19 protein-coding genes are annotated in these 20,356 nt (G+C 72.8%); 14 read left to right on the plus strand and 5 right to left on the minus strand.

Going from position 1 to position 20,356, the window contains the following annotated elements; genetic code table 11:
* The first annotated feature begins 31 nt into the window (after positions 1–31).
* The 4 genes from hrpA to LQ940_RS03175 all read left to right on the plus strand — a co-directional run bounded on the left by hrpA (position 32) and on the right by LQ940_RS03175 (position 6,568).
* The gene (gene hrpA, locus LQ940_RS03160) at positions 32–3,829 is read left to right on the plus strand and encodes an ATP-dependent RNA helicase HrpA (protein ID WP_231244457.1); all 3,798 of its coding nucleotides are present in this window, start codon (positions 32–34) and stop codon (positions 3,827–3,829) included.
* A 10-nt stretch (positions 3,830–3,839) separates the two neighbouring features.
* A complete protein-coding gene (locus LQ940_RS03165; protein ID WP_231244456.1) occupies positions 3,840–4,436 on the plus strand; it encodes a hypothetical protein in 597 nt (198 codons plus the stop codon).
* Between the two features lie 201 nt (positions 4,437–4,637).
* Positions 4,638–5,087, plus strand: coding sequence for a type II toxin-antitoxin system PemK/MazF family toxin (locus tag LQ940_RS03170; RefSeq protein WP_231244455.1), 450 nt, complete (start codon positions 4,638–4,640; stop codon positions 5,085–5,087).
* 89 nt (positions 5,088–5,176) lie between these two features.
* The gene (locus LQ940_RS03175) at positions 5,177–6,568 is read left to right on the plus strand and encodes an ABC transporter substrate-binding protein (RefSeq protein ID WP_231244454.1); all 1,392 of its coding nucleotides are present in this window, start codon (positions 5,177–5,179) and stop codon (positions 6,566–6,568) included.
* On the opposite strand, the gene LQ940_RS03180 is transcribed toward LQ940_RS03175, so the two are convergent.
* Together LQ940_RS03180 and LQ940_RS03185 are read right to left on the minus strand one after the other, a co-directional pair.
* Positions 6,569–7,903 carry a ribonuclease D gene (locus LQ940_RS03180; protein WP_231244453.1) on the minus strand — a complete coding sequence of 445 codons (1,335 nt, stop codon included), beginning with the start codon at positions 7,901–7,903 and terminating at the stop codon, positions 6,569–6,571.
* Positions 7,903–8,529: a DUF3000 domain-containing protein gene (locus LQ940_RS03185; protein WP_231244452.1), complete on the minus strand. Its 627-nt coding sequence runs from the start codon at positions 8,527–8,529 to the stop codon at positions 7,903–7,905. The genes LQ940_RS03180 and LQ940_RS03185 overlap by 1 nt, the downstream gene beginning before the upstream one ends.
* A 71-nt stretch (positions 8,530–8,600) precedes the next feature.
* On the opposite strand from LQ940_RS03185, the gene hemE reads away from it, so the two are divergent.
* Positions 8,601–9,647, plus strand: coding sequence for a uroporphyrinogen decarboxylase (gene hemE / locus LQ940_RS03190; protein ID WP_231244451.1), 1,047 nt, complete (start codon positions 8,601–8,603; stop codon positions 9,645–9,647).
* A gap of 3 nt (positions 9,648–9,650) precedes the next feature.
* Here the strand turns inward: hemE and LQ940_RS03195 are convergent, their stop codons facing one another.
* Positions 9,651–10,424: an NYN domain-containing protein gene (locus LQ940_RS03195; protein ID WP_231244450.1), complete on the minus strand. Its 774-nt coding sequence runs from the start codon at positions 10,422–10,424 to the stop codon at positions 9,651–9,653.
* A 42-nt stretch (positions 10,425–10,466) separates the two neighbouring features.
* Entirely contained in the window at positions 10,467–11,423 is a 957-nt protein-coding gene (locus LQ940_RS03200; RefSeq protein ID WP_231244449.1) for a DUF4349 domain-containing protein, read from the minus strand.
* Between the two features lie 111 nt (positions 11,424–11,534).
* Between LQ940_RS03200 and LQ940_RS03205 the strand changes: the two genes are divergently transcribed.
* The 5 genes from LQ940_RS03205 (at position 11,535) to hemQ (ending at position 15,893) form a co-directional block, all read left to right on the plus strand.
* On the plus strand, positions 11,535–12,695 hold the full coding sequence (locus tag LQ940_RS03205; protein WP_231244448.1) for an LLM class flavin-dependent oxidoreductase: 1,161 nt from the start codon (positions 11,535–11,537) through the stop codon (positions 12,693–12,695).
* Positions 12,692–13,213: an NAD(P)H-dependent oxidoreductase gene (locus tag LQ940_RS03210; RefSeq protein WP_231244447.1), complete on the plus strand. Its 522-nt coding sequence runs from the start codon at positions 12,692–12,694 to the stop codon at positions 13,211–13,213. The genes LQ940_RS03205 and LQ940_RS03210 overlap by 4 nt, the downstream gene beginning before the upstream one ends.
* Complete coding sequence (locus LQ940_RS03215; RefSeq protein ID WP_231244446.1) at positions 13,210–13,719, plus strand: flavin reductase family protein; 510 nt, start codon at positions 13,210–13,212, stop codon at positions 13,717–13,719. Before LQ940_RS03210 ends, LQ940_RS03215 begins: the two co-directional genes overlap by 4 nt.
* An 87-nt stretch (positions 13,720–13,806) precedes the next feature.
* Positions 13,807–15,186, plus strand: coding sequence for a protoporphyrinogen oxidase (gene hemG, locus LQ940_RS03220; RefSeq protein WP_231244445.1), 1,380 nt, complete (start codon positions 13,807–13,809; stop codon positions 15,184–15,186).
* Positions 15,183–15,893, plus strand: coding sequence for a hydrogen peroxide-dependent heme synthase (gene hemQ / locus LQ940_RS03225; RefSeq protein WP_231244444.1), 711 nt, complete (start codon positions 15,183–15,185; stop codon positions 15,891–15,893). Before hemG ends, hemQ begins: the two co-directional genes overlap by 4 nt.
* A 69-nt stretch (positions 15,894–15,962) precedes the next feature.
* Here hemQ and msrB read toward each other — a convergent pair whose 3' ends face one another.
* The gene (gene msrB / locus LQ940_RS03230) at positions 15,963–16,373 is read right to left on the minus strand and encodes a peptide-methionine (R)-S-oxide reductase MsrB (protein ID WP_231244443.1); all 411 of its coding nucleotides are present in this window, start codon (positions 16,371–16,373) and stop codon (positions 15,963–15,965) included.
* A gap of 79 nt (positions 16,374–16,452) precedes the next feature.
* On the opposite strand from msrB, the gene LQ940_RS03235 reads away from it, so the two are divergent.
* From LQ940_RS03235 to LQ940_RS03250, 4 genes are all read left to right on the plus strand, one after another.
* Complete coding sequence (locus tag LQ940_RS03235) at positions 16,453–17,523, plus strand: ferredoxin reductase (protein ID WP_231244442.1); 1,071 nt, start codon at positions 16,453–16,455, stop codon at positions 17,521–17,523.
* Between the two features lie 92 nt (positions 17,524–17,615).
* Positions 17,616–18,857 (plus strand): fatty acid desaturase family protein, encoded by a 1,242-nt coding sequence (locus LQ940_RS03240; protein ID WP_231244441.1) that lies wholly within the window; start codon positions 17,616–17,618, stop codon positions 18,855–18,857.
* Complete coding sequence (locus LQ940_RS03245) at positions 18,857–19,267, plus strand: hypothetical protein (protein WP_231244440.1); 411 nt, start codon at positions 18,857–18,859, stop codon at positions 19,265–19,267. Before LQ940_RS03240 ends, LQ940_RS03245 begins: the two co-directional genes overlap by 1 nt.
* A gap of 9 nt (positions 19,268–19,276) precedes the next feature.
* On the plus strand, positions 19,277–20,356 hold the full coding sequence (locus tag LQ940_RS03250) for a DNA polymerase domain-containing protein (protein ID WP_231244439.1): 1,080 nt from the start codon (positions 19,277–19,279) through the stop codon (positions 20,354–20,356).

The raw sequence follows: 20,356 nt of genomic DNA on the forward strand, positions 1-20,356 counted from the left end.
AGCAAGGCCGTCCGGCACAATGGGCCGGGCCATGACCGAGACCCAGCAGCTCCAGATCGTCTACCCCGCGGAGCTGCCCGTCAGCCAGCGCCGCGAGGACATCGCCGCCGCGATCCGCGACCACCAGGTCGTGATCGTCGCGGGCGAGACCGGGTCGGGCAAGACCACCCAGCTGCCGAAGATCTGCCTCGAGCTCGGGCGCGGCCAGGGTGGTCCGGACGGCAAGCTGATCGGCCACACCCAGCCGCGGCGCATCGCCGCCCGCTCGGTGGCCGAGCGCATCGCCGAGGAGCTCGGCACCGAGCTGGGGGACCTGGTCGGCTACCAGGTGCGGTTCACCGACCGGACCTCGCGCAGCGGCCGGGTCAAGCTCATGACCGACGGCATCCTGCTGGCCGAGCTCCAGCGCGACCGCGAGCTGCGCCGCTACGACACGATCATCATCGACGAGGCGCACGAGCGCACCCTCAACATCGACTTCCTGCTCGGCTACCTCAAGCGGCTGCTGCCGCGTCGTCCCGACCTCAAGCTGATCATCACCAGCGCGACGATCGACGTGGAGCGCTTCGCCAAGCACTTCGACGCCCCGGTCGTGGAGGTCTCCGGCCGGACCTACCCGGTCGAGATCCGCTATCGCCCCCTGGTCGAGCGCCCCGAGGAGGACGAGGAAGGGGAGACCGTCGTCCGCGACCAGACCGAGGCGATCGTCGACGCCGTGCGCGAGCTGTGCGCGGAGGGCCCCGGCGACATCCTGGTGTTCCTGCCGGGCGAGCGCGAGATCCGCGACACCGCCGACGCGCTCGGGGACGCCCGGCTCGAGCGGCTCGGCACCGTGGAGATCGTGCCGCTGTACTCGCGGCTCTCGGCCGCCGAGCAGCACCGCGTCTTCTCCTCCCACTCCGGGCGCCGGGTCGTGCTGGCCACCAACGTGGCCGAGACCTCGCTGACCGTCCCCGGGATCCGGTACGTCGTCGACTCGGGCGTCGCGCGCATCTCGCGCTACTCGGTGCGCACCAAGGTGCAGCGGCTGCCGGTCGAGGCCATCAGCCAGGCCTCGGCCAACCAGCGCTCCGGGCGCTGTGGCCGGGTCGCGGCCGGCATCGCAATCCGGCTGTACTCGCAAGAGGACTTCGAGTCGCGCCCGGAGTTCACCGAGCCCGAGATCCTGCGCACCAACCTGGCCTCGGTCATCTTGCAGATGGCCTCGCTCGGGCTCGGCGACGTGGGTCGCTTCCCCTTCGTCGAGCCGCCCGACAAGCGCAACGTGCACGCCGGCGTGCAGCTCCTGGAGGAGCTCGGCGCGCTGGCGGGCGGCAAGCTCACCAAGCTCGGCCGGCGCCTCGCGCGGCTGCCCATCGACCCGCGACTGGCCAGGATGATCATCGAGGCCGAGCGGCTCGGCTGCGTGCGCGACGTGGTGGTGATCGCCGCCGCGCTGTCGCTGCAGGACCCGCGCGAGCGGCCCGCGGAGCTGCAGCAGCAGGCCGACCAGAGGCACGCGCGCTTCCGCGACGAGAGCTCGGACTTCCTCACCTTCCTCAACCTGTGGCGCTACCTCAAGGAGCAGCAGGGAGAGCTCGGGAGCAGCGCCTTCCGGCGGCTGTGCAAGCGCGAGTTCCTCAACTACCTGCGGGTGCGCGAGTGGCAGGACTTCGAGTCCCAGCTGCGCCGCGTGGCCAAGGAGATGGGCATCGAGGTCGGCAAGCCGTCCGAGGACGGCATGGACTCCGACGCCATCCACCAGGCGCTGCTCTCCGGGCTGCTCAGCCACATCGGCATGCTCGAGGAGCGTGAGAAGGAGAAGCCCCAGCGGGGCGGGCGGCGCCCCATGCGCGAGTACGTCGGCGCCCGCGGCGCGCGGTTCGCGATCTTCCCGGGCAGCGCGCTGGCGCGCAAGAGCCCGCCGTACCTCATGGCCGGCGAGCTGGTCGAGACCTCGCGGCTGTGGGCGCGGCAGAACGCCGCGATCCAGCCGGAGTGGGCCGAGCGCCTCGGCGGCGACCTGCTCAAGCGCACCTACTCCGAGCCGTACTGGTCCAAGAAGCGCGCCCAGGTGATGGCCCACGAGAAGGTGACCCTCTACGGCGTCCCGCTGGTCGCCGACCGGCTCGTGGGCTTCGGCACGGTGGACCCCGAGTACAGCCGCGAGCTGTTCATCCGTCACGCGCTCGTCTACGGCGAGTGGTCGACGCACCAGAAGTTCTTCGCCCACAACCGGGCGCTGCTGGAGGAGGTCGAGGAGCTCGAGCATCGCCTGCGCCGCCGCGACATCGTCGTCGACGAGCACACCCTCTTCGACTTCTACGACGCCCGCGTCGGCAAGGAGGTCGTCAGCGGCGCGCACTTCGACCAGTGGTGGAAGCTCAAGCGTCGCGAGGACCCCGACTTCCTCACCTTCGACCCGGCGATGCTGCGCCACGGCACGGCCGACGAGGTGCGCGAGGAGGACTACCCGCAGCAGTGGTCGAGCGAGGGGCTGACCTTCCCCATCAGCTACCACTTCGAGCCGGGCAGCGCCGAGGACGGGCTCACCATCGACGTGCCGGTGGCGACCCTCAACCGGGTCGCGGCCGACGACTTCTCGTGGAACGTCCCCGGCCTGCGCGGGGAGCTGGTCACCAGCCTGATCCGCAGCCTGCCCAAGCGGCTGCGGGTGAGCTTCGTGCCGGCGCCCAACACGGCGCGGGAGTTCCTGGCCGCGGTGCCGGCCGGCGAGGAGCCGCTGCTCGACGCGCTGGAGCGCTACCTGCGCTCGACGACCGGCGTCGTGGTGCCCCGCGACGCCTGGGACTGGACCAAGGTGCCCGAGCACCTGCGCCCGACCTATCGGGTCGTCGGCGAGGACGGTCGTGAGCAGGCCCGCGGCAAGGACCTCGAGGCGCTCAAGGCGCCGCTGCGGCCGCAGTTCGCGAAGGCGATGGCCGAGGTGGCCAGCGACAGCGGGCTGGCGCGCACCGGTGAGACCGCCTGGGTGTTCGGCACCCTCGAGGAGTCGTTCCGCCAGGTCCGAGCCGGCCACGAGGTGCAGGGCTACCCCGGCCTGGTCGACGAGGGTGACACCGTCGGGCTCGCCGTCTTCGGCTCCGAGGACGAGCGCGACGCGCGGCACCGCCTCGGCGTCACCCGGCTGCTCGCGCTGGCGCTGCCGCGCGCCGACCGCCCGGTGCTCGACGGCCTCTCCAACGCCGACAAGCTCGGCCTGGCCGGATCGCCGTACCCCTCGGTGGCCGAGCTGCTCGAGGACTGCCGCCTCGCGGTGCTGCAGGCCGTGGTCGACGCGCGTCCGGTGGTGCGTGACGAGGCGGCGTACGCCGCCCTGGTCGCGGCCGCGCGCCCCGAGCAGGAGGCCGCGCTGCCCGGCGTGGTCGCCGACGTGCTGCGGGTGCTGGACGCCTGGCGGGCCACCGAGAAGCAGCTCAGCGGGCGTGCCGACATGACCATGCTGCCGGCGCTCGCGGACATGAAGGGCCAGCTCGAGCGGCTCGTGACGCGCGGCTTCGTGCGCGAGGCCGGCACGACCCAGCTGCGCGCCTACCCGCGCTACCTCGCGGCGCTCCAGGCCCGTCGCGACCGGCTGGGGGCCGGTGGTGGCGCGGTGACCCAGGACCGGCAGCTGATGGACCGGGTGACCGACCTTCAGGAGGCCTACCTGCACCAGGTGGCGGCCCTGCCGGAGGGCCGGCCGCCGGGCGAGCGGCTGCGTCGGGTGCGCTGGATGCTGGAGGAGTACCGGGTCTCGCTGTGGGCCCAGCACCTCGGCACGGCGTACCCGGTCAGCGACCAGCGGATCCGCAAGGCCCTGGGCTCCGCGGGCGCGAGCGCGACGTAGCCTGGAGGGCATGACGAGCCGGCCGCACCACCGCCCTGCGCGGCGCAGCGGCTCCTACTTCGACGAGATCATCGGCGGGGCCGACCCCGCGCTCGTGACGGAGGCGGGGGACCGCGCCGCGGAGCTGCTGGTGCGCGGGGCCCGGGAGAGCCAGGACGACGCCGTCGCCGAGCGGCTCCTGCACCTGGCCGACACCGAGGGCATCGAGTCCATCGCCGAGGTCTGGTCGGGCTCGCCGGCCGACTCGCTCGCCGGCTGCCTGTGGCGGCTGTTCCTCCTCCGCTCGTGGGTCTACGCCGACTCGGCCGCCGTCGCGCGCGAGTTCGAGGCCGGTCGCGCCCAGGCGCAGGTCGCGCGCGTGGTGGCCGGAGTCGCCGACCCGCCCGGCATCGAGGAGCTGCGGACCATGGTCGACCAGGTCCTGCGCGGCATCGCCGGCGGCGACTTCGCCGACGTGCTGTTCCGCGCCTCGGCGTTCGCGCGGGTGGTCGCCACCGGCCGCGCCGTCCTGTCCCACGCCTCCCCGGCCGAGGTGCAGCGGATGCTGGTCCTCGCCGAGCAGCTGGAGGCCGCCGGCCACACCGAGCTGGCGCGCGGCCTGGCCTGAGCCGTTAAACTAGGTCCTGAGTGCGCCGGGCCGCGGCAGCCCCGGGTCCCAAAATAAGCCGCTACGAGCGGCCATGCGCCGTGAGGCGCTCCCGGTTCGGCGCACTCACCCACCTCGTCCGGCCAGAGGTGCGGGGGTCTCGAGGCTCGCTTCGCTCGCACCTCGACCACCGAGGGCCGGGTGCGCGCCTAGGCTCGCCCCATGAGAACCGCTCGCACGATCCTGAGGCGCCTGCTGGGCGCCGGCCAGACCGCCACGCCGAGCGGCGACGAGATCGGGTACGCGCCGCAGGCCGACGGGCTGCCGGACCCGGGGGAGGTGGTCTGGGCGTGGGTGCCCTACGAGGAGGACGCGAGCCAGGGCAAGGACCGGCCGGTGCTGCTCATCGGGCGGCGCGGGGACGACCTGCTGGGGCTGATGCTCACGAGCAAGGACCACGACCGCGACGCCGAGGACGAGGCCCGTCACGGCCGGTACTGGCGCGACGTCGGGACCGGGGCGTGGGACCGGCAGGGCCGGCCGAGCGAGGTCCGGCTGGACCGGCTGCTGGTGCTGGACCCGGCCGCCGTACGACGTGAGGGCGCGGCGCTGGCACGCCCGGTGTTCGACGAGGTCCTCGCGGAGGCCGGACGACGGCACTCCCTCGCCTGATCGGTGACGGCCCGCCGGTAAGGTGGCCCGGGCGTGACCCCCGGGCCTCCTCCAGGAAGGCCGGCAGTGGCGCGCGGACAGGGATCCAGATGAGGCTCGGACAGCGCGGCGTACGACGCCCTCGACTGGGAGCCGGCATGCTCGCGATCCTCCTGGCACTCGGCGTGGCGGCGGCCGGCTGCGACGGCTCCGAGCCGAGGTCCGACCCGAAGCCGCCGGTGTCCAGCAAGCCACCGAAGGTCACCAAGCTGACCTTCGGGGTGTGGGGGCCCCAGGAGGAGGTCGCGGCCTACCAGGACCTCGTCGAGACCTACAACGCCGACAGCGACGGCACCGACATCGAGCTGCTGACCTGGCCCAGCCACGAGGCCTTCAACCGTGACCTCCGCTCCGAGGACCCCGAGAAGGTGCCGGACGTCTACCTGGCCTCGCGCGGCGACCTCGCCCTGCTGCGGGCCGGCGGCCTCAACCAGCCGTTGCTCGAGCTCCTCGACGAGCGGGGCGTCGACTACAGCGACGACTACGCGCGCGACGCGCTCCTGGCGTTCTCCGCCGACAACGAGCTGCAGTGCATGCCCTACGGGGCCTCGCCGATGGTCATGTACTACAACACCGACCTGATCGACTTCGAGCGCATGCGCCAGCAGGAGCTGCCCGCCCCCGCGGACGACAGCCATGAGGGGTGGACGTTCGAGGAGTTCACGGCCGCGGCCAACTTCGCCACCCGCCCGCGCCGCGGCAGCCGCGGGGTCTACGTCGACCCGACGCTGCGCGGGCTGGCGCCGTTCATCTACTCCGGCGGCGGCAAGCTCTTCGACGACGACGACGACCCCACGTCCCTCGCCCTCGCCGACGACGACTCCCGCGAGGCGCTCAGCATCACCCTCGAGCTGCTGCGCGACGCGTCCGTGACGCTCACCGACGAGCAGCTGGCCCGGGCCACGCCGCTGGAGTGGTTCAAGCGCGGCAAGCTCGGGATGATCCCCGGCTTCCGGGCGCTGACCCCCGAGCTGCGCCGGGTCTCCGGGCTGAGCTTCGACGTGATGCCGATGCCGCGGATCGACGACGAGGCGACGGTCGGCGAGCTCACCGGCCTGTGCCTGTCCTCGGACGCGGCCAACACGGCCAAGGCCGCCGACTTCCTGGTCTACGTCGTCTCGCGCGACGCGACGGCCCGGGTCGCGGCCGAGGGCTACCTGGCGCCCGCCAACCTGCCGGTCGCCGTGTCCGACGACTTCCTGCAGCCCGGCCGGATGCCCGAGCACGCCGCGGTGTTCACCGAAAGCGTGGACCGGATGGTCGTGCCGCCGCTCCTGGACGACTGGCCCCAGCTGGAGCGGGCGGTGTCGTCCACCCTGAGGCTGCTGCTGACCACGACGCTGCCCGACCTCGACGCGTTGACGACCCAGATCGACGAGGAGTCGCGGGCCGTGCTGGACCCCGAGCAGGCCTCGGAGAGCCCGAGTCCCACGGACGAGTAGCTACTCGTCCGGCTGGATCTCGTCCGGCTCGCCCTCGTCGGGCGCCGGCAGCGCGTCGGGCTGGTGCGCGGCCTCCTCGTCGGCCTGCAGGATCGCCGTCACGATGACCGGGGCGGCGAGCGCGATCTGCCAGCCGCGGGCGCCGTAGCCGGAGAGCTGGGTGACGACCGCGTCGACGAGCTCGTCACCGCGACGGGTGGCCGGGGGCGACCAGAGGATGCGCCGCAGGAAGTCGGGGGTGAGGACGTTCTCGACCGGGAGGTTGCGCTCCTCGGCGAGCGCCGTCATGGCCTCGCGTGCGAGCTGCAGCCGGCGGGCGGCGACCGGGTCCTTCTCGGCCCAGGCCCGCGGCAGCGGAGGCCCGTCTCCGCGCGGCGCGCGTGTGGGCAGGGCGTCCTCGTCGAGCTCGGCGACCTCGCGCAGCGCCTCCGCGAACCGGCCGGCGTAGCGTTCGGCGCCGCGGCCGTGGAAGCCCTTGGTGGCGAGCAGCGCGTCCCGGTCCAGCGGCATCGCCTGCGCGGCGGCCACGATCGCGGAGTCGGGGACGATCCGGCTGGGGGTCACGTCGCGCTGCTGGGCGAGGGAGTCGCGCAGCTCCCACAGGGCGCGTACGGCGCCGAGGGCGCGGCGCCCGCGCACCCGGTGCAGTCCGGACGTGCGGCGCCAGGCGTCGACGCGCGGGACGGGCACGAAGGTGCGCAGGTACTCGAACTCCTGGCGCGCCCACTCGTCCTTGCCGGTCTCGACGAGCTCGGCGGCGAGCAGGTCGCGCAGCTCGACGAGCACCTCGACGTCCAGGGCGGCGTACTCGAGCCACGCCCGGGGCAGCGGGCGGGTCGACCAGTCGACGGCGGAGTGCTCCTTCTTCATCCGCCGACCCAGCAGCGTCTCCACGAGCGTGGCCAGGCCGACTCGTGGGTAGCCCAGGAGCCGCCCCGCCAGCTCGGTGTCGAACAGGGCGCTGGGGTAGAGCCCGACCTCGTTGAGGCACGGCAGGTCCTGGGTGGCGGCGTGCAGGATCCACTCGGTGCCCTCGAGGGCCTCCTGCAGCGGAGCCAGCGACTCGAACGCGATGGGGTCGATGAGCGAGGTGCCGGCGCCCTCGCGGCGCAGCTGGATCAGGTAGGCACGGTTGGAGTAGCGGTAGCCCGACGCCCGCTCGGCGTCGATCGCGACCGGGCCGGTGCCGGCGGCCAGCGCCTCGCACACCGCACGCAGCGCCTCGTCGGTCTCGACGACGTCGGTGAGCCCGTCGCGCAGGACCAGCAGCTCCGCGAGCGGCGGTGCCTCCTCGAGGGGCTCGCCGGCGTCGGCGGGTGGGGGATCGGAGGTCATCAGCGGCCGGTGCCCCGCTGCCCGCGGCGCCCGGGCATGACCGTCACGCCCTCGGGGACGGGCGGCAGCCCCACCGCGGTGCAGAGCAGCTCGCCCCAGGCCTCGACGTGCGGGCCGACGTCGAGCCCCGCGCCCGGCCGGGCGAGCGGGGTCCACGAGGCGCGGATCTCGAGCTGAGCGGCACCCTCCTCGTCCGACATGCCGCCGAAGCTCTCGGTGGCGACGCGCGTGACGGTGCCGGAGACGGCCGTGTAGGCCGCGCCGTGGGACGACAGCGCCTCGGTGAGCCAGGTCCAGCCGACGTCGGCCAGGAGCGGGTCGGTGATCATGTCCAGCTCGATCTCCGCGCGGGCGTAGGCCACGCAGCGGAAGGTGCCCTCCCAGGCGTCGTTGCCGGCGGGGTCGTGGAGCAGGATGATCCGCCCGGTGCCCACGTCGGTCCCCTCGACGGTCACGTCGGCGGACAGCGCGGCGGCGTACGGCGCGATGCGCTGGGGGGCCGGCATCTCCTCGCAGAAGATCTCCGGGCGCAGCGTGGCCGCGCGCATCGTCGCAACCGCCTCCTGGAACTCCGGAGGGCTCGCGTCGGCTCCGGAGCCCGACCGAGTCTCCTGACGGACCACCATGAGCCCACAGTAGGGCGGGGCCGTCGAACCCTTGTGCGAACACGCCGGGTGTCACCTGGGAGGCTTGGTGCATGGTCCCGCCTCCCCGTCACCCAGGGCTCGCCGACAGCGCCTTCCTCAAGGCCGCCCGCGGCGAGCCGGTGCCGCACACGCCGGTGTGGTTCATGCGCCAGGCCGGGCGCTCGCTGCCGGAGTACCTCAAGCTGCGCGAGGGCGTCGGCATGCTCGAGTCGTGCATGCGCCCGGAGCTGACCGTCGAGATCACCCTGCAGCCCGTCCGCCGCTACGGCGTCGACGCCGCGATCTTCTTCTCCGACATCGTCCTGCCGCTCAAGGCGGTCGGCGTCGACCTGGACATCAAGCCCGGCGTCGGGCCCGTCGTGGCCCACCCCGTCCGCACGCTCGAGGACGTGGCGGCGATCCCGGACCTCACCCCCGAGCACGTCCCGTTCATCACCGAGTCGGTCCGGGCGCTGGCCTCCGAGCTGGGGGCCACCCCGCTGATCGGGTTCGCGGGCGCGCCGTTCACCGTGGCGTCGTACCTCGTCGAGGGCGGGCCGTCCAAGGAGCACGCCAAGACCAAGGCGATGATGTTCGGCGCGCCGGAGGTCTGGGACGCGCTCATGCGCAAGATCTCGCAGATCTCCGCCGCCTACCTCGAGGTCCAGGTCGCGGCCGGCGCCTCCGCCATCCAGCTGTTCGACTCGTGGGCCGGCGCGCTCACCCCGGTCGACTACGAGGCGCAGGTGATGCCGCACTCCGCACGGGTCCTGGCCCGCGCCGGCGAGCTCGGCGTGCCGCGCATCCACTTCGGTGTCAACACCGCCAGCCTGCTCGGGCTCATGGGCGAGGCCGGCGCCGACGTCGTCGGCGTCGACTGGCGTACGCCGCTCGGCTCCGCGATCCCCGCTGTCGGCGACCGCGCCGTCCAGGGCAACCTCGATCCCACGCTGGTGTTCGCGCCCACGGACCTGATGACCGCTCGGGCCGCCGACGTGATCGAGGCGGGCCGCGCCGCCCGCGGGCACATCTTCAACCTCGGGCACGGCGTCATCCCCTCCACCGACCCCGACCAGCTCAAGAGGCTGACGGACTTCGTCCAGTCCTACCCCCTCTAGTCGCTAGCCCTTCTTCGCCGCACGCTTGCGGGCGGTGGCCTTCTTCGCGGGCGCCTTCGTGGGCGCCTTGAGTCGGACGCGGGCCTGGCCCGTGGCGGAGAGGTCGACCTCGAGGTAGTCCTGGGCGCTGAGCAGGGCGCCGAGCCGCGGCGAGCCGTAGTCGCGGGCGTCGAAGGAGGGGTTGTTCGCGCTGATGTAGCTGCCGACGGCGCCGAGCGAGGCCCAGCCGTCGTCGTGCGAGGTGCTGTCGATCGCGGCCACCAGGATCCGGCGCAGGTCCGGCCGGCGCGCCGGCGACTCGACGTCCGCCTCCTCGGCCTGCTGCTCCTCCTTGGTGTCGGCGTCGAGCAGCTCGAGGTAGATGAACCGGTCGCACGCGGCGACCAGGGAGGCGGGCGTCTTGCGGGCGCCCAGGCCGTAGACGGTCAGGCCGGACTCCCGCAGCCGCGTGGCCAGGCGGGTGAAGTCGCTGTCGCTCGACACGATCGCGAAGCCGTCCAGGTGGCCGGCGTAGAGCAGGTCCATCGCGTCGATGATCATCGCGGAGTCGGTGGAGTTCTTGCCTGAGGTGTTGGCGAACTGCTGCACCGGCTGGATGGCGTGCTGGGGGAGCGTGTTCTTCCAGCCCACGAGGTTCTGCGTCGTCCAGTCGCCGTAGGCGCGCTTGACCGTGGGCAGTCCGTAGCGGGCCACCTCCCGCAGCACCGCCCCCGCGTGCTTCGGGGACGTGTTGTCGGCGTCGATCAGGACGGCAAGGCGGCTGGTCTCGGAGGGCACCCGTCCATGATGCCCGGCCCGGGGGCTCCGGCCCGTCAGGGGTCAGGCCTCGACCACCGGGGAGGTACGCCGGCGCGCCAGCCGCCGGACCAGGAGCCGCGCGGGCCAGGCGAGCAGCGCCAGCACCAGCAGGAACGGCAGCGCCGCGCCCAGCGCCGTCGCCAGGGCCACCGTGACGTTCTTGAAGCCGGTCCAGCCGCTGTCGAGACCGGCCACGAAGCCCTCGCGGTCCTCCTTCTCCTCCGCCTTGTCCGCTGGCGCCTTGGTCCGCTCGATCGAGAGCGTGATCGTGGCCTGGGCGGTCTGGTCGGCGAGGTAGGCCTGCTGGCGCTCCAGCGAGGCCAGGTCGGCCTGGCGGGTGGACAGCTGCCGCTCGACGGCCACGATGTCGCGGATGCTCTCAGCCTGGTCCAGCAGCACCTCGATCCGCTGGATGCTGCGCCGCTGCACCCGCACCCGGATGTCGACGTCGAGCACCTTCGTCGTGACGTCCTGGACGTTGCTGCTCGAGGTGACCAGGTCGGCGGCGTCCTCCAGGCCCGCCATCGCCTCGTCGAAGCGTGCGGAGGGCACCCGGAGGACCAGCCGCGCCCGCGTGGCCGCTCCGGCCTCCCCGGTGGCGGTGTCCTTCTGCACGACCTCGCCGGCGACGGTGTCCACCACCTGCTGCACGTCGAAGAGCGCCTGCTCGACGTCCTCCGAGCGCAGCTGCACGTTGCCCTGCGAGATCAGCTTGCGCTCGTCGGCGACGTCGGCCACGTCGGCCGGGCCGGTTGCGACGTTGCGGCCGGTGGAGTCGTCGAGCGCGGACAGGCCGTCGGGCCGGTCGGCGTCGGCGCCCCTTGCGGGAGCCTCGGCCTCGGACGAGGCGGCGTCGCCGCCGCCCGAGTCGCGCGACTCGCCCGACCCGGACGAGCAGGCGGCGACCGTGGTGACGAGCAGGACCGCGAGTGCGGCCGTGGTGAGGCGACGGCGAAGGCCGGTGGCGGCGTGGGTCATGTCGCTTCGACGGCGCGGCGACCGGGTCGGTTCCCGGCGCTCCGACTTGCGTCCCCGACAAAAGTCCAGCAATCTGATACACATAAGCGTGAAACGCCGAAGGAGGCCCGCATGAGCAAGCTGAGGTTCCACTGGTTCCTGCCCACCAACGGCGGTGACGGCCGTCAGGTCGTGGGCGGCGGCCACGGCGTGGAAGCCAGCGCGTCGGGTCGTCCCGCGTCGGTGCCCTACCTCGGCCAGATCGCGCGCAGCGCCGAGCAGCTCGGCTTCGAGGCGGCCCTCACGCCGACCGGCGCGTGGTGCGAGGACGCCTGGGTCTCGACCGCGATGCTCAGCTCGGTCTCGGAGCGGCTGAAGTTCCTGGTCGCGTTCCGCCCGGGCCTCACCGCGCCGTTCCTGGCCGCGCAGATGGCCGGGTCGTTCCAGAACCTCTCCGGCGGGCGGCTGCTGCTCAACGTCGTCACCGGCGGCGAGAGCCATGAGCAGCGGATGTTCGGCGACTTCCTGGACAAGGAGGGCCGCTACGAGCGCTGCGACGAGTTCCTCACCATCGTGCGCCGGCTGTGGGCCGGCGAGACCGTCACCTACGAGGGCCGGCATCTCTCCGTGGAGGACGCCACCCTGACCCAGATCCCCGACCCGCTGCCCGAGATCTACTTCGGCGGCTCGTCGCCCGCGGCCGGAGACGTCGCGGCGAAGCACGCCGACGTCTACCTCACCTGGGGCGAGCCGCCCGAGGCCGTCGCCGAGAAGGTCGCGTGGATCCGCAAGCTGGCCGCCGAGGAGGGGCGTGAGCTCCGCTTCGGCATCCGCCTGCACACGATCGCCCGCGACACCTCCGAGGCCGCCTGGGCCGAGGCGGACCGACTGCTCGCCGGCATCGACGAGGAGCAGATCGCCAAGGTCCAGGCCGGGCTCAAGCGGAGCGAGTCGGAGGGCCAGCGCCGGATGCTCGAGCTCAACCAGGGCTCCAAGGACGGCCTCGAGATCTACCCCAACCTGTGGGCCGGCGTCGGCCTGGTCCGCGGGGGTGCCGGCACCGCGATGGTCGGCAGCCACACCGAGGTCGCCGACCTGATCGAGAAGTACGCCGAGGTCGGGATCAGCGAGTTCGTGCTGTCGGGCTACCCGCACCTGGAGGAGTCCTACGCCTTCGGCGAGGGCGTGCTGCCGGAGCTGGCGCGGCGCGGCCGGTGGGAGCACCCCGCCCCGGTCGCCGCTGCCGCGTCCGTGCCGTTCGGTGCCTCCGCCGGCGCGAGGGCGGCTTCGTGAGCGGCCGCGTCGCGGTCGTCGTCGGCAACCCCAGGCCCGCGTCGCGCACGCTGGACGCCGCCACCTACCTGGCCACCGAGCTGAGCGGCCAGGCGCCCGACCTCGTCGTCGACCTGGCGCCCCTCGGCGCCGGGCTGCTGGACTGGGGCGACGGGGACGTCAACGACCTGGTGAGCAGGGTCAGCCAGAGCGACCTCGTGGTGGTCGCCAGCCCCACCTACAAGGCCACCTACACCGGCCTGCTCAAGCTGTTCCTCGACCGCTTCGCCCCCCAGCGCGGCACCGGCCTGCGCGGGATCGCCGTACCGCTGATGCTGGGGGCGGGGCGCGGTCACGCCCTGGCCCCGGAGCTCACGCTGCGCCCGGTGCTCGCCGAGATCGGCGCGCCGGTGTCCCTGCGCGGGCTGTACGTGCTCGACAGCGCCTACGACGACCCGACGGCGTACGCCGAGTGGCTGGCCACCGCGCGTCCGGTGGCCCGGGCCCTCCTCGAGTCCGCTGCGGGAGCCCGCGCATGAGCGTGAGCCCGCTCTCGACCAACCAGGACCTCGACCCGCAGCGGCTGCGCGAGGCGTTCGGGATCTTCCCCAGCGGCGTCGTGGCCGTGGCCGCGGAGGTCGACGGCCGGCGCATCGGCCTGGCGGCGAGCTCGTTCACCTCGGTGAGCCTGGACCCGCCCCTGGTGTCGTTCTCCATCGCCAACACCTCGAAGACCTGGCCGGACCTGCGCCGCGCCGAGCACGTCGGGGTGACGATCCTGGCCGCCCACCACGGCGACGTCTGCCGCCAGCTCGCGGGACCCGTCGACCAGCGCTTCGACGGCATCGACGTCACCGCCACCGAGGACGGCGCGCTCACCCTCGACGAGGGCCTGGCCCGCTTCGACTGCACCATCCACCGCGAGGTGGAGGCCGGCGACCACACGATCGTGCTGCTGGAGCTGCACGCCGTGGAGCACGCCGACACCTCGCTCCCGCTGCTGTTCCACCGCAGCGGCTTCGGACAGATGGCCAAGCCGGCCTGAGTCCTCCCGATCACCTCGTGCCGTCGCGACCGTGCACCCGGTCGCGGCGGCACGAGGGTCTGCGCAGTGGTCTGAGACGATGAGGGGGTGGGCAGCCGGGTCGTCGTCGTCGGGGCCGGTGTCGCCGGCCTCACCGCCGCCCACGACCTGACCGGCGCCGGGCACGACGTGCTGGTGCTCGAGGCCGCCCCGCGCACCGGCGGCAAGATCCTGCGCCACGAGGTCGCCGGAGTCATGGTCGACGTCGGCGCCGAGGCGATGCTCAACCGCCGCCCCGAGGGGGTCGGCCTCGCCCGCGCCCTCGGGCTGGAGGTCGTCCACCCGGCGCTCGCGTCGTCCCGGATCTGGACCCGCGGGGCGCTGCGCCCGCTGCCGCGCTCGCTGATGGGCGTCCCGCTCGACCTGGAGCAGCTCGCCGCGTCCGGCGTGCTGTCGGAGGCGGGGCTGGCGCGGGTGCGCCAGGAGCCGTCGCTGCCGCCCGAGCGGATCGAGGGCGACCTCTCGGTCGGCGACCTGGTGGCCCACCGCTTCGGCGACGAGGTGACCGACCGCCTGGTGGAGCCGCTGCTCGGCGGCGTCTACGCCGGTCACGCGCGGCTGCTCTCGGCGCGCGCGTCGGTCCCGCAGCTCGTCGCCTTCGCGGAGCGCGGGTCGCTGCTGGAGCAGGCCGCGGCCATCCCCACGACGTACGACCTGCCGGTCTTCGCGGGCCTGCCCGGCGGGATGGGCGGGCTCACCGAGGCGCTCAGCGCGCGGCTCGACGTGCGCACCGGCTCGACCGTCCGGTCGCTGGAGCGCGACCGACGCGGCTTCGTGCTGGGCGTCGGTCCGACCACGGCGACCGAGCGCGTGCGCGCCGACGCGGTCGTGCTTGCCACGCCCGCGGCCCCGACCGCGCGGCTGCTCGCCGGCGTGGCGCCGGTGGCCGCCGCCGAGCTCGGCGACGTGGAGTACGCCTCGATGGCGGTCGTGACCCTGGCGTTCCGGGCGGCGGACGTCGCGGCGCTGGAGGAGAGCGGCTCGTCCGGCTTCCTGGTGCCGCCGATCGACGGTCGGCGGATCAAGGCGGCGACGTTCTCCTTCGCCAAGTGGGACTGGGTGCGCTCCGCGGGCGCCGCCGCCGGGGTCGTGCACCTGCGCACCTCGCTGGGTCGCCACGGCGAGGTGGCCGCCCTGCAGGCCTCCGACGAGGAGCTCGTGGCCGTCTCGCTCGCCGACCTGGCCGACGCCACTGGCCTGGACGCGAGGCCGGTCGACACCCACGTCCAGCGGTGGGGCGGCGGGCTGCCGCAGTACGCCGTGGGGCACCTCGACCGGGTGGCCCGCATCCGTGCCGACGTCGCCGGGGTGCCCGGCCTGGCGGTGTGCGGTGCGGCGTACGACGGCGTGGGGATCGCGGCCGTCGTGGCCTCCGCGCACCGGGCCGCTGCCGAGGCCGTGCGCGGCGACGGCACAATGGACTCATGAGCGAGACGCAGTCCAAGGCCGCCCGGGTCCGCGAGATCAACGACTCCATCCGCTACACGATGTGGTCGGTGTTCAAGCTCGAGACCGTCCTCGGCGACGACGCCGACCGTGCCGCCATCGGGGCCGAGGCGGAGAAGCTCTTCGCCGAGCTCGCCGAGGCCGACGTCATCGTGCGCGGCGTCTACGACGTCAGCGGCCTGCGCGCCGACGCGGACCTGATGCTGTGGGTCCACGCGACCACCAGCGAGGAGCTGCAGCTGGCCTACCACCGCTTCCGCCGCACCGAGCTGGGGCGCCGCCTCGCGCCGGTCTGGTCGCAGATGGCGCTGCACCGCCCCGCGGAGTTCAACAAGAGCCACGTGCCGGCGTTCCTCAACGACGAGGAGCCCAAGCGGCACATCTGCGTCTACCCGTTCGTGCGCTCCTACGAGTGGTACCTGCTCGACGACGACGAGCGCCGCCGGATGCTCGCCGAGCACGGCAAGATGGCCCGCGACTACGCCGACGTCCGCGCCAACACCGTGGCCAGCTTCGCGCTCGGCGACTACGAGTGGATGCTGGCCTTCGAGGCCGACGAGCTCTACCGGATCGTGGACCTGATGCGCCACCTGCGCGGCTCCGACGCCCGCCGCCACGTGCGCGAGGAGGTGCCGTTCTACACCGGCTCCCTGACCCCCGTCGCCGAGCTCGTGGAGCGCCTCCCCTGACCTCCCGACCGCTGACCCGTCAGAAACTTTGTGACGGGTCAGCGGGGAGTTGCGTCAGTTGGTGACGGGTCAGTCGGTCTTGGGGTCGACCGGCTCGAGGGTCAGCGAGATCGAGTTGATGCAGTAGCGGTCGCCGGTGGGCGTGCCGTAGCCGTCGGGGAACACGTGTCCCAGGTGCGAGCCGCAGTTGGCGCAGCGGACCTCGACCCGCCTCATGCCGGCGGAGTCGTCCTCGAGGTACTCGATCGTGTCGCTGATCGGCTGGTAGAAGCTCGGCCAGCCGCAGCCGGAGTGGAACTTGGTGTCGGACTCGAAGAGCTTGGCCTGGCACGCCTTGCAGCGGTAGATGCCGGTGGTCTCGGTGTCGGTGTACTCCCCGGTGAACGCGCGCTCCGTGGCCGCCTTGCGCAGGACGGCGTACTCCTCGGGCGAGAGCTCCTCGCGCCACTGCTCGTCGGTCTTCTCCACCTGATAGCTCATGGGCTCCACCGTAAGGGGCGACCCAAGTCACCCCGACGACCGGTTGACGTGCTCAGTCAACACCTGTTCACTGAATGGGGTGACCACGATCCCCTGGGAGCGCGTGCGGAAGGCCGGGTCGAAGCTGACCACGCCGCTGCACCCCGACGACTACCTCTCCCTGCTCAACCCGCTGTGGAGCTCCCGCGAGCTCCGGGGGCGGGTCGAGGAGGTCATCCCGGAGACCGACGACGCCGCCACGCTCGTGATCCGCCCCGGCTGGGGCTGGCACTACGAGCACCGTCCCGGGCAGTACGTCGGCATCGGCGTGCAGGTCGAGGGCCGGTTCCAGTGGCGCTCGTACTCGGTGAGCTCCCCGCCCAGGCGGCGGGGGCGCACGATCTCGATCACGGTGCGGGCGATGCCCGAGGGCAAGCTGTCCTCGCACCTGGTCTCCGGGCTGGCGCCGGGCACCATCGTGCGGCTGGCCAAGCCCGAGGGCGACTTCGTGATGCCGGACCCGCCGCCGGACAAGGCGCTCTTCCTGGTCGGCGGCAGCGGCATCACGCCGGTGATGGCGATGCTGCGCACGCTCGACCGGCGCGACACGATGCCCGACGTCGTCCTGCACTACTCCTCGACGACCGCGGAGCGGATGATCTTCCGCGACGAGCTGACCGCCCTGGCCGACAAGCACCCGTCGTTCACCTTCCACCAGCTGCACACCGACGTCGACGGGATCCTGGACCTCGCCGAGCTGGACCGGGTGTGCGACGACTGGCATCACCGCGAGACCTGGGCCTGCGGCCCGGGCCCCATGCTCGACGCCACCACCGAGCACTGGGAGTCCGCGGGCCTCGAGGACCGCCTGCACGTGGAGCGCTTCTCCCTCGAGCTCGGCGGCGAGGGCGGCGAGGGCGGGACGATCAGCTTCCGCAACTCCGGCAAGTCCGTCGACGCCGACGGCGCCACGACCATCCTCGAGGCCGGCGAGGAGGCCGGGGTCGGGATGCCCTACGGCTGCCGCATGGGCATCTGCCACACCTGCACGGTCACCCTCGTCTCCGGCACCATCCGCGACCTGCGCAGCGGAGACGAGTTCGGCCAGCCCAACGAGCCCGTCCAGACCTGCGTCACCGCCGCCGTGGGTGACTGCACGCTCGACATCTGAGTTTCGAGGCTCGCTTCGCTCGCACCTCAACCACCGTATGGGCTCGCTTCGCTCGCACCTCAACCACCGAGCACCACGAAAGGAGACCTGACATGGCCATCGCCGACGTCAAGGAGTACACCCACCTCACCGAGGACGAGGTCGAGCAGCTGGGACGCGAGCTCGACGCGATCCGCGCCGACATCGAGGAGTCGCGCAGCGCCGATGACGCGGCGTACATCAACCGCCTGATCAAGCTCCAGCGCGGGCTCGCCGCCGCCGGCCGGGTGACGCTGATGGCGGGCACCCAGTCGCGCCGTACGCGTGTGCCGGCGGCCGTGCTGGGCGGCAGCATGCTGGGCCTGGCCAAGATCCTGGAGAACATGGAGATCGGCCACAACATCATGCACGGCCAGTGGGACTGGATGAACGACCCGGAGATCCACTCCAGCAACTGGGAGTGGGACACCGCCCAGCCGGCCGAGCAGTGGAAGCACTCGCACAACTACGTGCACCACCAGTTCACCAACGTGCTGGGCCATGACAACGACATCGGCTACGGCATCATGCGGATGGCGCGCGAGCAGAAGTGGCACCCCTACTACCTCGGGCAGCCGGTCTACAACGCGCTGCTGGCCTCGCTCTTCCAGTGGGGCGTCGCGCTCCACGACCTGGACCTGGAGCGGATCCGCAAGGGCGAGAAGGACCCGAAGGAGATGAAGCGGCAGCTGCGCCAGATCGCGCGCAAGGGCCGCAACCAGATCCTCAAGGACTACATCGTCTACCCCGCACTGTCGGGTCGGCAGTGGAAGACCACGCTGGTGGCTAACGCCAGCGCCAACCTGGCGCGCAACCTGTGGTCCTACATGATCATCTTCTGCGGGCACTTCCCCGACGGGGCGCTGCACTTCACCGAGGAGGAGCTCGAGGACGAGACCCGCGCGGAGTGGTACCTGCGCCAGATGCTCGGCTCGGCCAACTTCGAGGGCGGCCGCACGCTGCACGTGCTCAGCGGCAGCCTCGGCTACCAGATCGAGCACCACCTGTTCCCCGACCTGCCCAGCAACCGCTACCCCGAGATCGCGGTCAAGGTGCGGGCGCTGTGCGACAAGTACGACATCCCGTACACGACCGGCCCGCTGCACCGCCAGTACGGCCAGGCGCTGCGCACGATCATGAAGCTGTCGCTGCCCAACCACATGACCAGCTCCGACGACCCGGCCCCGCCGGAGCGCCGCGACACCGCCGAGGAGCCGCCGCGCGACCGCAAGCGGCGCTCGGACTCCGAGCGCCAGCCGCGGCGTCGCGAGCTCGGCTCCTACGCGCGCAGCCCCCGCGAGCGGGAGCACGACTGATGGACGCCGCGCCGACCACGTTCGCCGAGCTGCCGCTCGACCCGCGGCTGGGCGTGCCGGTGCCGTTCGCGTGCTCGAGCCCGCAGGACCTCGACAAGCGCCGGGTCACGCAGTGCGCGCTGAGCCGCGTCTGCGGGGTGTGCGGGGCCGGCTTGGGGCGGCCGATCGCGTTCCTCGGCACCGCGCGCGAGGAGGCCCGCAACGCCTTCCACTTCCCGCCGACCCACGAGGCGTGCGCCACGGCCCTGCTGGCGGCGTACGACGGTGTGGGCGAGGGCGTGCTGGGCCAGGACGAGGCCGTCGAGGCCTGGGTGCTGGTCACGACCGCGGCCTTCGAGTTCGTGCGGCCCGGGCGCGAGGACCTGGACCGGCGCCCGACGTTCCAGCCCACGGTGGTGCTGTCGCGTTAGGTTGACGGCATGCCGAAGCCGCCAGCCGCCGAGGTCGACGCCGGGGGACGCGCCGTGCGCGTGTCCAGCCCGGACCGAGTGATCTACGAGGCGACCGAGACCACGCCCGAGGTCACCAAGCTGATGGTCGCGGAGTACTTCGCGAGCGTCGACGACGGACTGATGCGCGCCCTGCGCGACCGGCCGACCGCGTTGGAGCGCTGGCCGGCCGGCGTCCGCCCTGGGATCAAGCTGGCCACCGGGCGGCCCGGTCAGAAGGCCGATGCGTTCTACCAGAAGCGCGTGCCCAAGGGCGCGCCCGACTACCTCGAGAGCGTCGAGATCACCTTCCCATCCGGGCGCCCGGCCGAGGAGATCGTGCCGACCGAGATCGCGGTGCCGGTGTGGTGCGCCCACATGGGCACGCTCACCTTCCACCCGTGGCCGGTGCGCCGCAGCGACGTCGACCGCCCCGACGAGCTGCGCATCGACCTGGACCCCCAGCCCGGCACGACGTTCGGTGACGCCGTGCGGGTGGCCGGCGTGGCGCGTGAGCTGCTGGAGGAGCTGGGCCTGCGGGGCTACGTGAAGACGTCGGGCAACCGCGGCATCCACGTCTACGTGCGGATCCGCCCGGAGTGGGAGTTCGCCGACGTGCGGCACGCCGCGATCGGGTTCGGTCGGGCGCTGGAGCGCCGCGACGACCAGGTGACCACGGCGTGGTGGAAGGAGGAGCGCGGCGAGCGGATCTTCGTCGACTTCAACCAGAACACCCGCGACCGCACGATCGCGTCGGCGTACTCCCTGCGCCCGATCCCGGGCGCCCCGGTGTCGACGCCGCTCACCTGGGAGGAGCTGCCGGACGTCACCGACCCGAGCGTCTTCAACCTCTTCACCGTGCCCGACCGGCTGGCCGACGGCGACCCGTGGGCCACGATCGACGACGAGGCGTTCTCGCTGGAGCCGCTGCTGCGGCTGTGGGAGGAGCTGCCTGGCGGCGAGCTGAACTACCCGCCCGACCACCCGAAGATGCCCGGCGAGCCGCCGCGCGTGCAGCCGAGCAAGAAGGTGGCCGAGCACTGGGACGAGGACGGCAACCGGCTCGGCTAG

It is taken from the genome of Nocardioides sp. cx-173, from assembly GCF_021117365.1.
In the GTDB taxonomy this organism is placed as follows: domain Bacteria; phylum Actinomycetota; class Actinomycetes; order Propionibacteriales; family Nocardioidaceae; genus Nocardioides.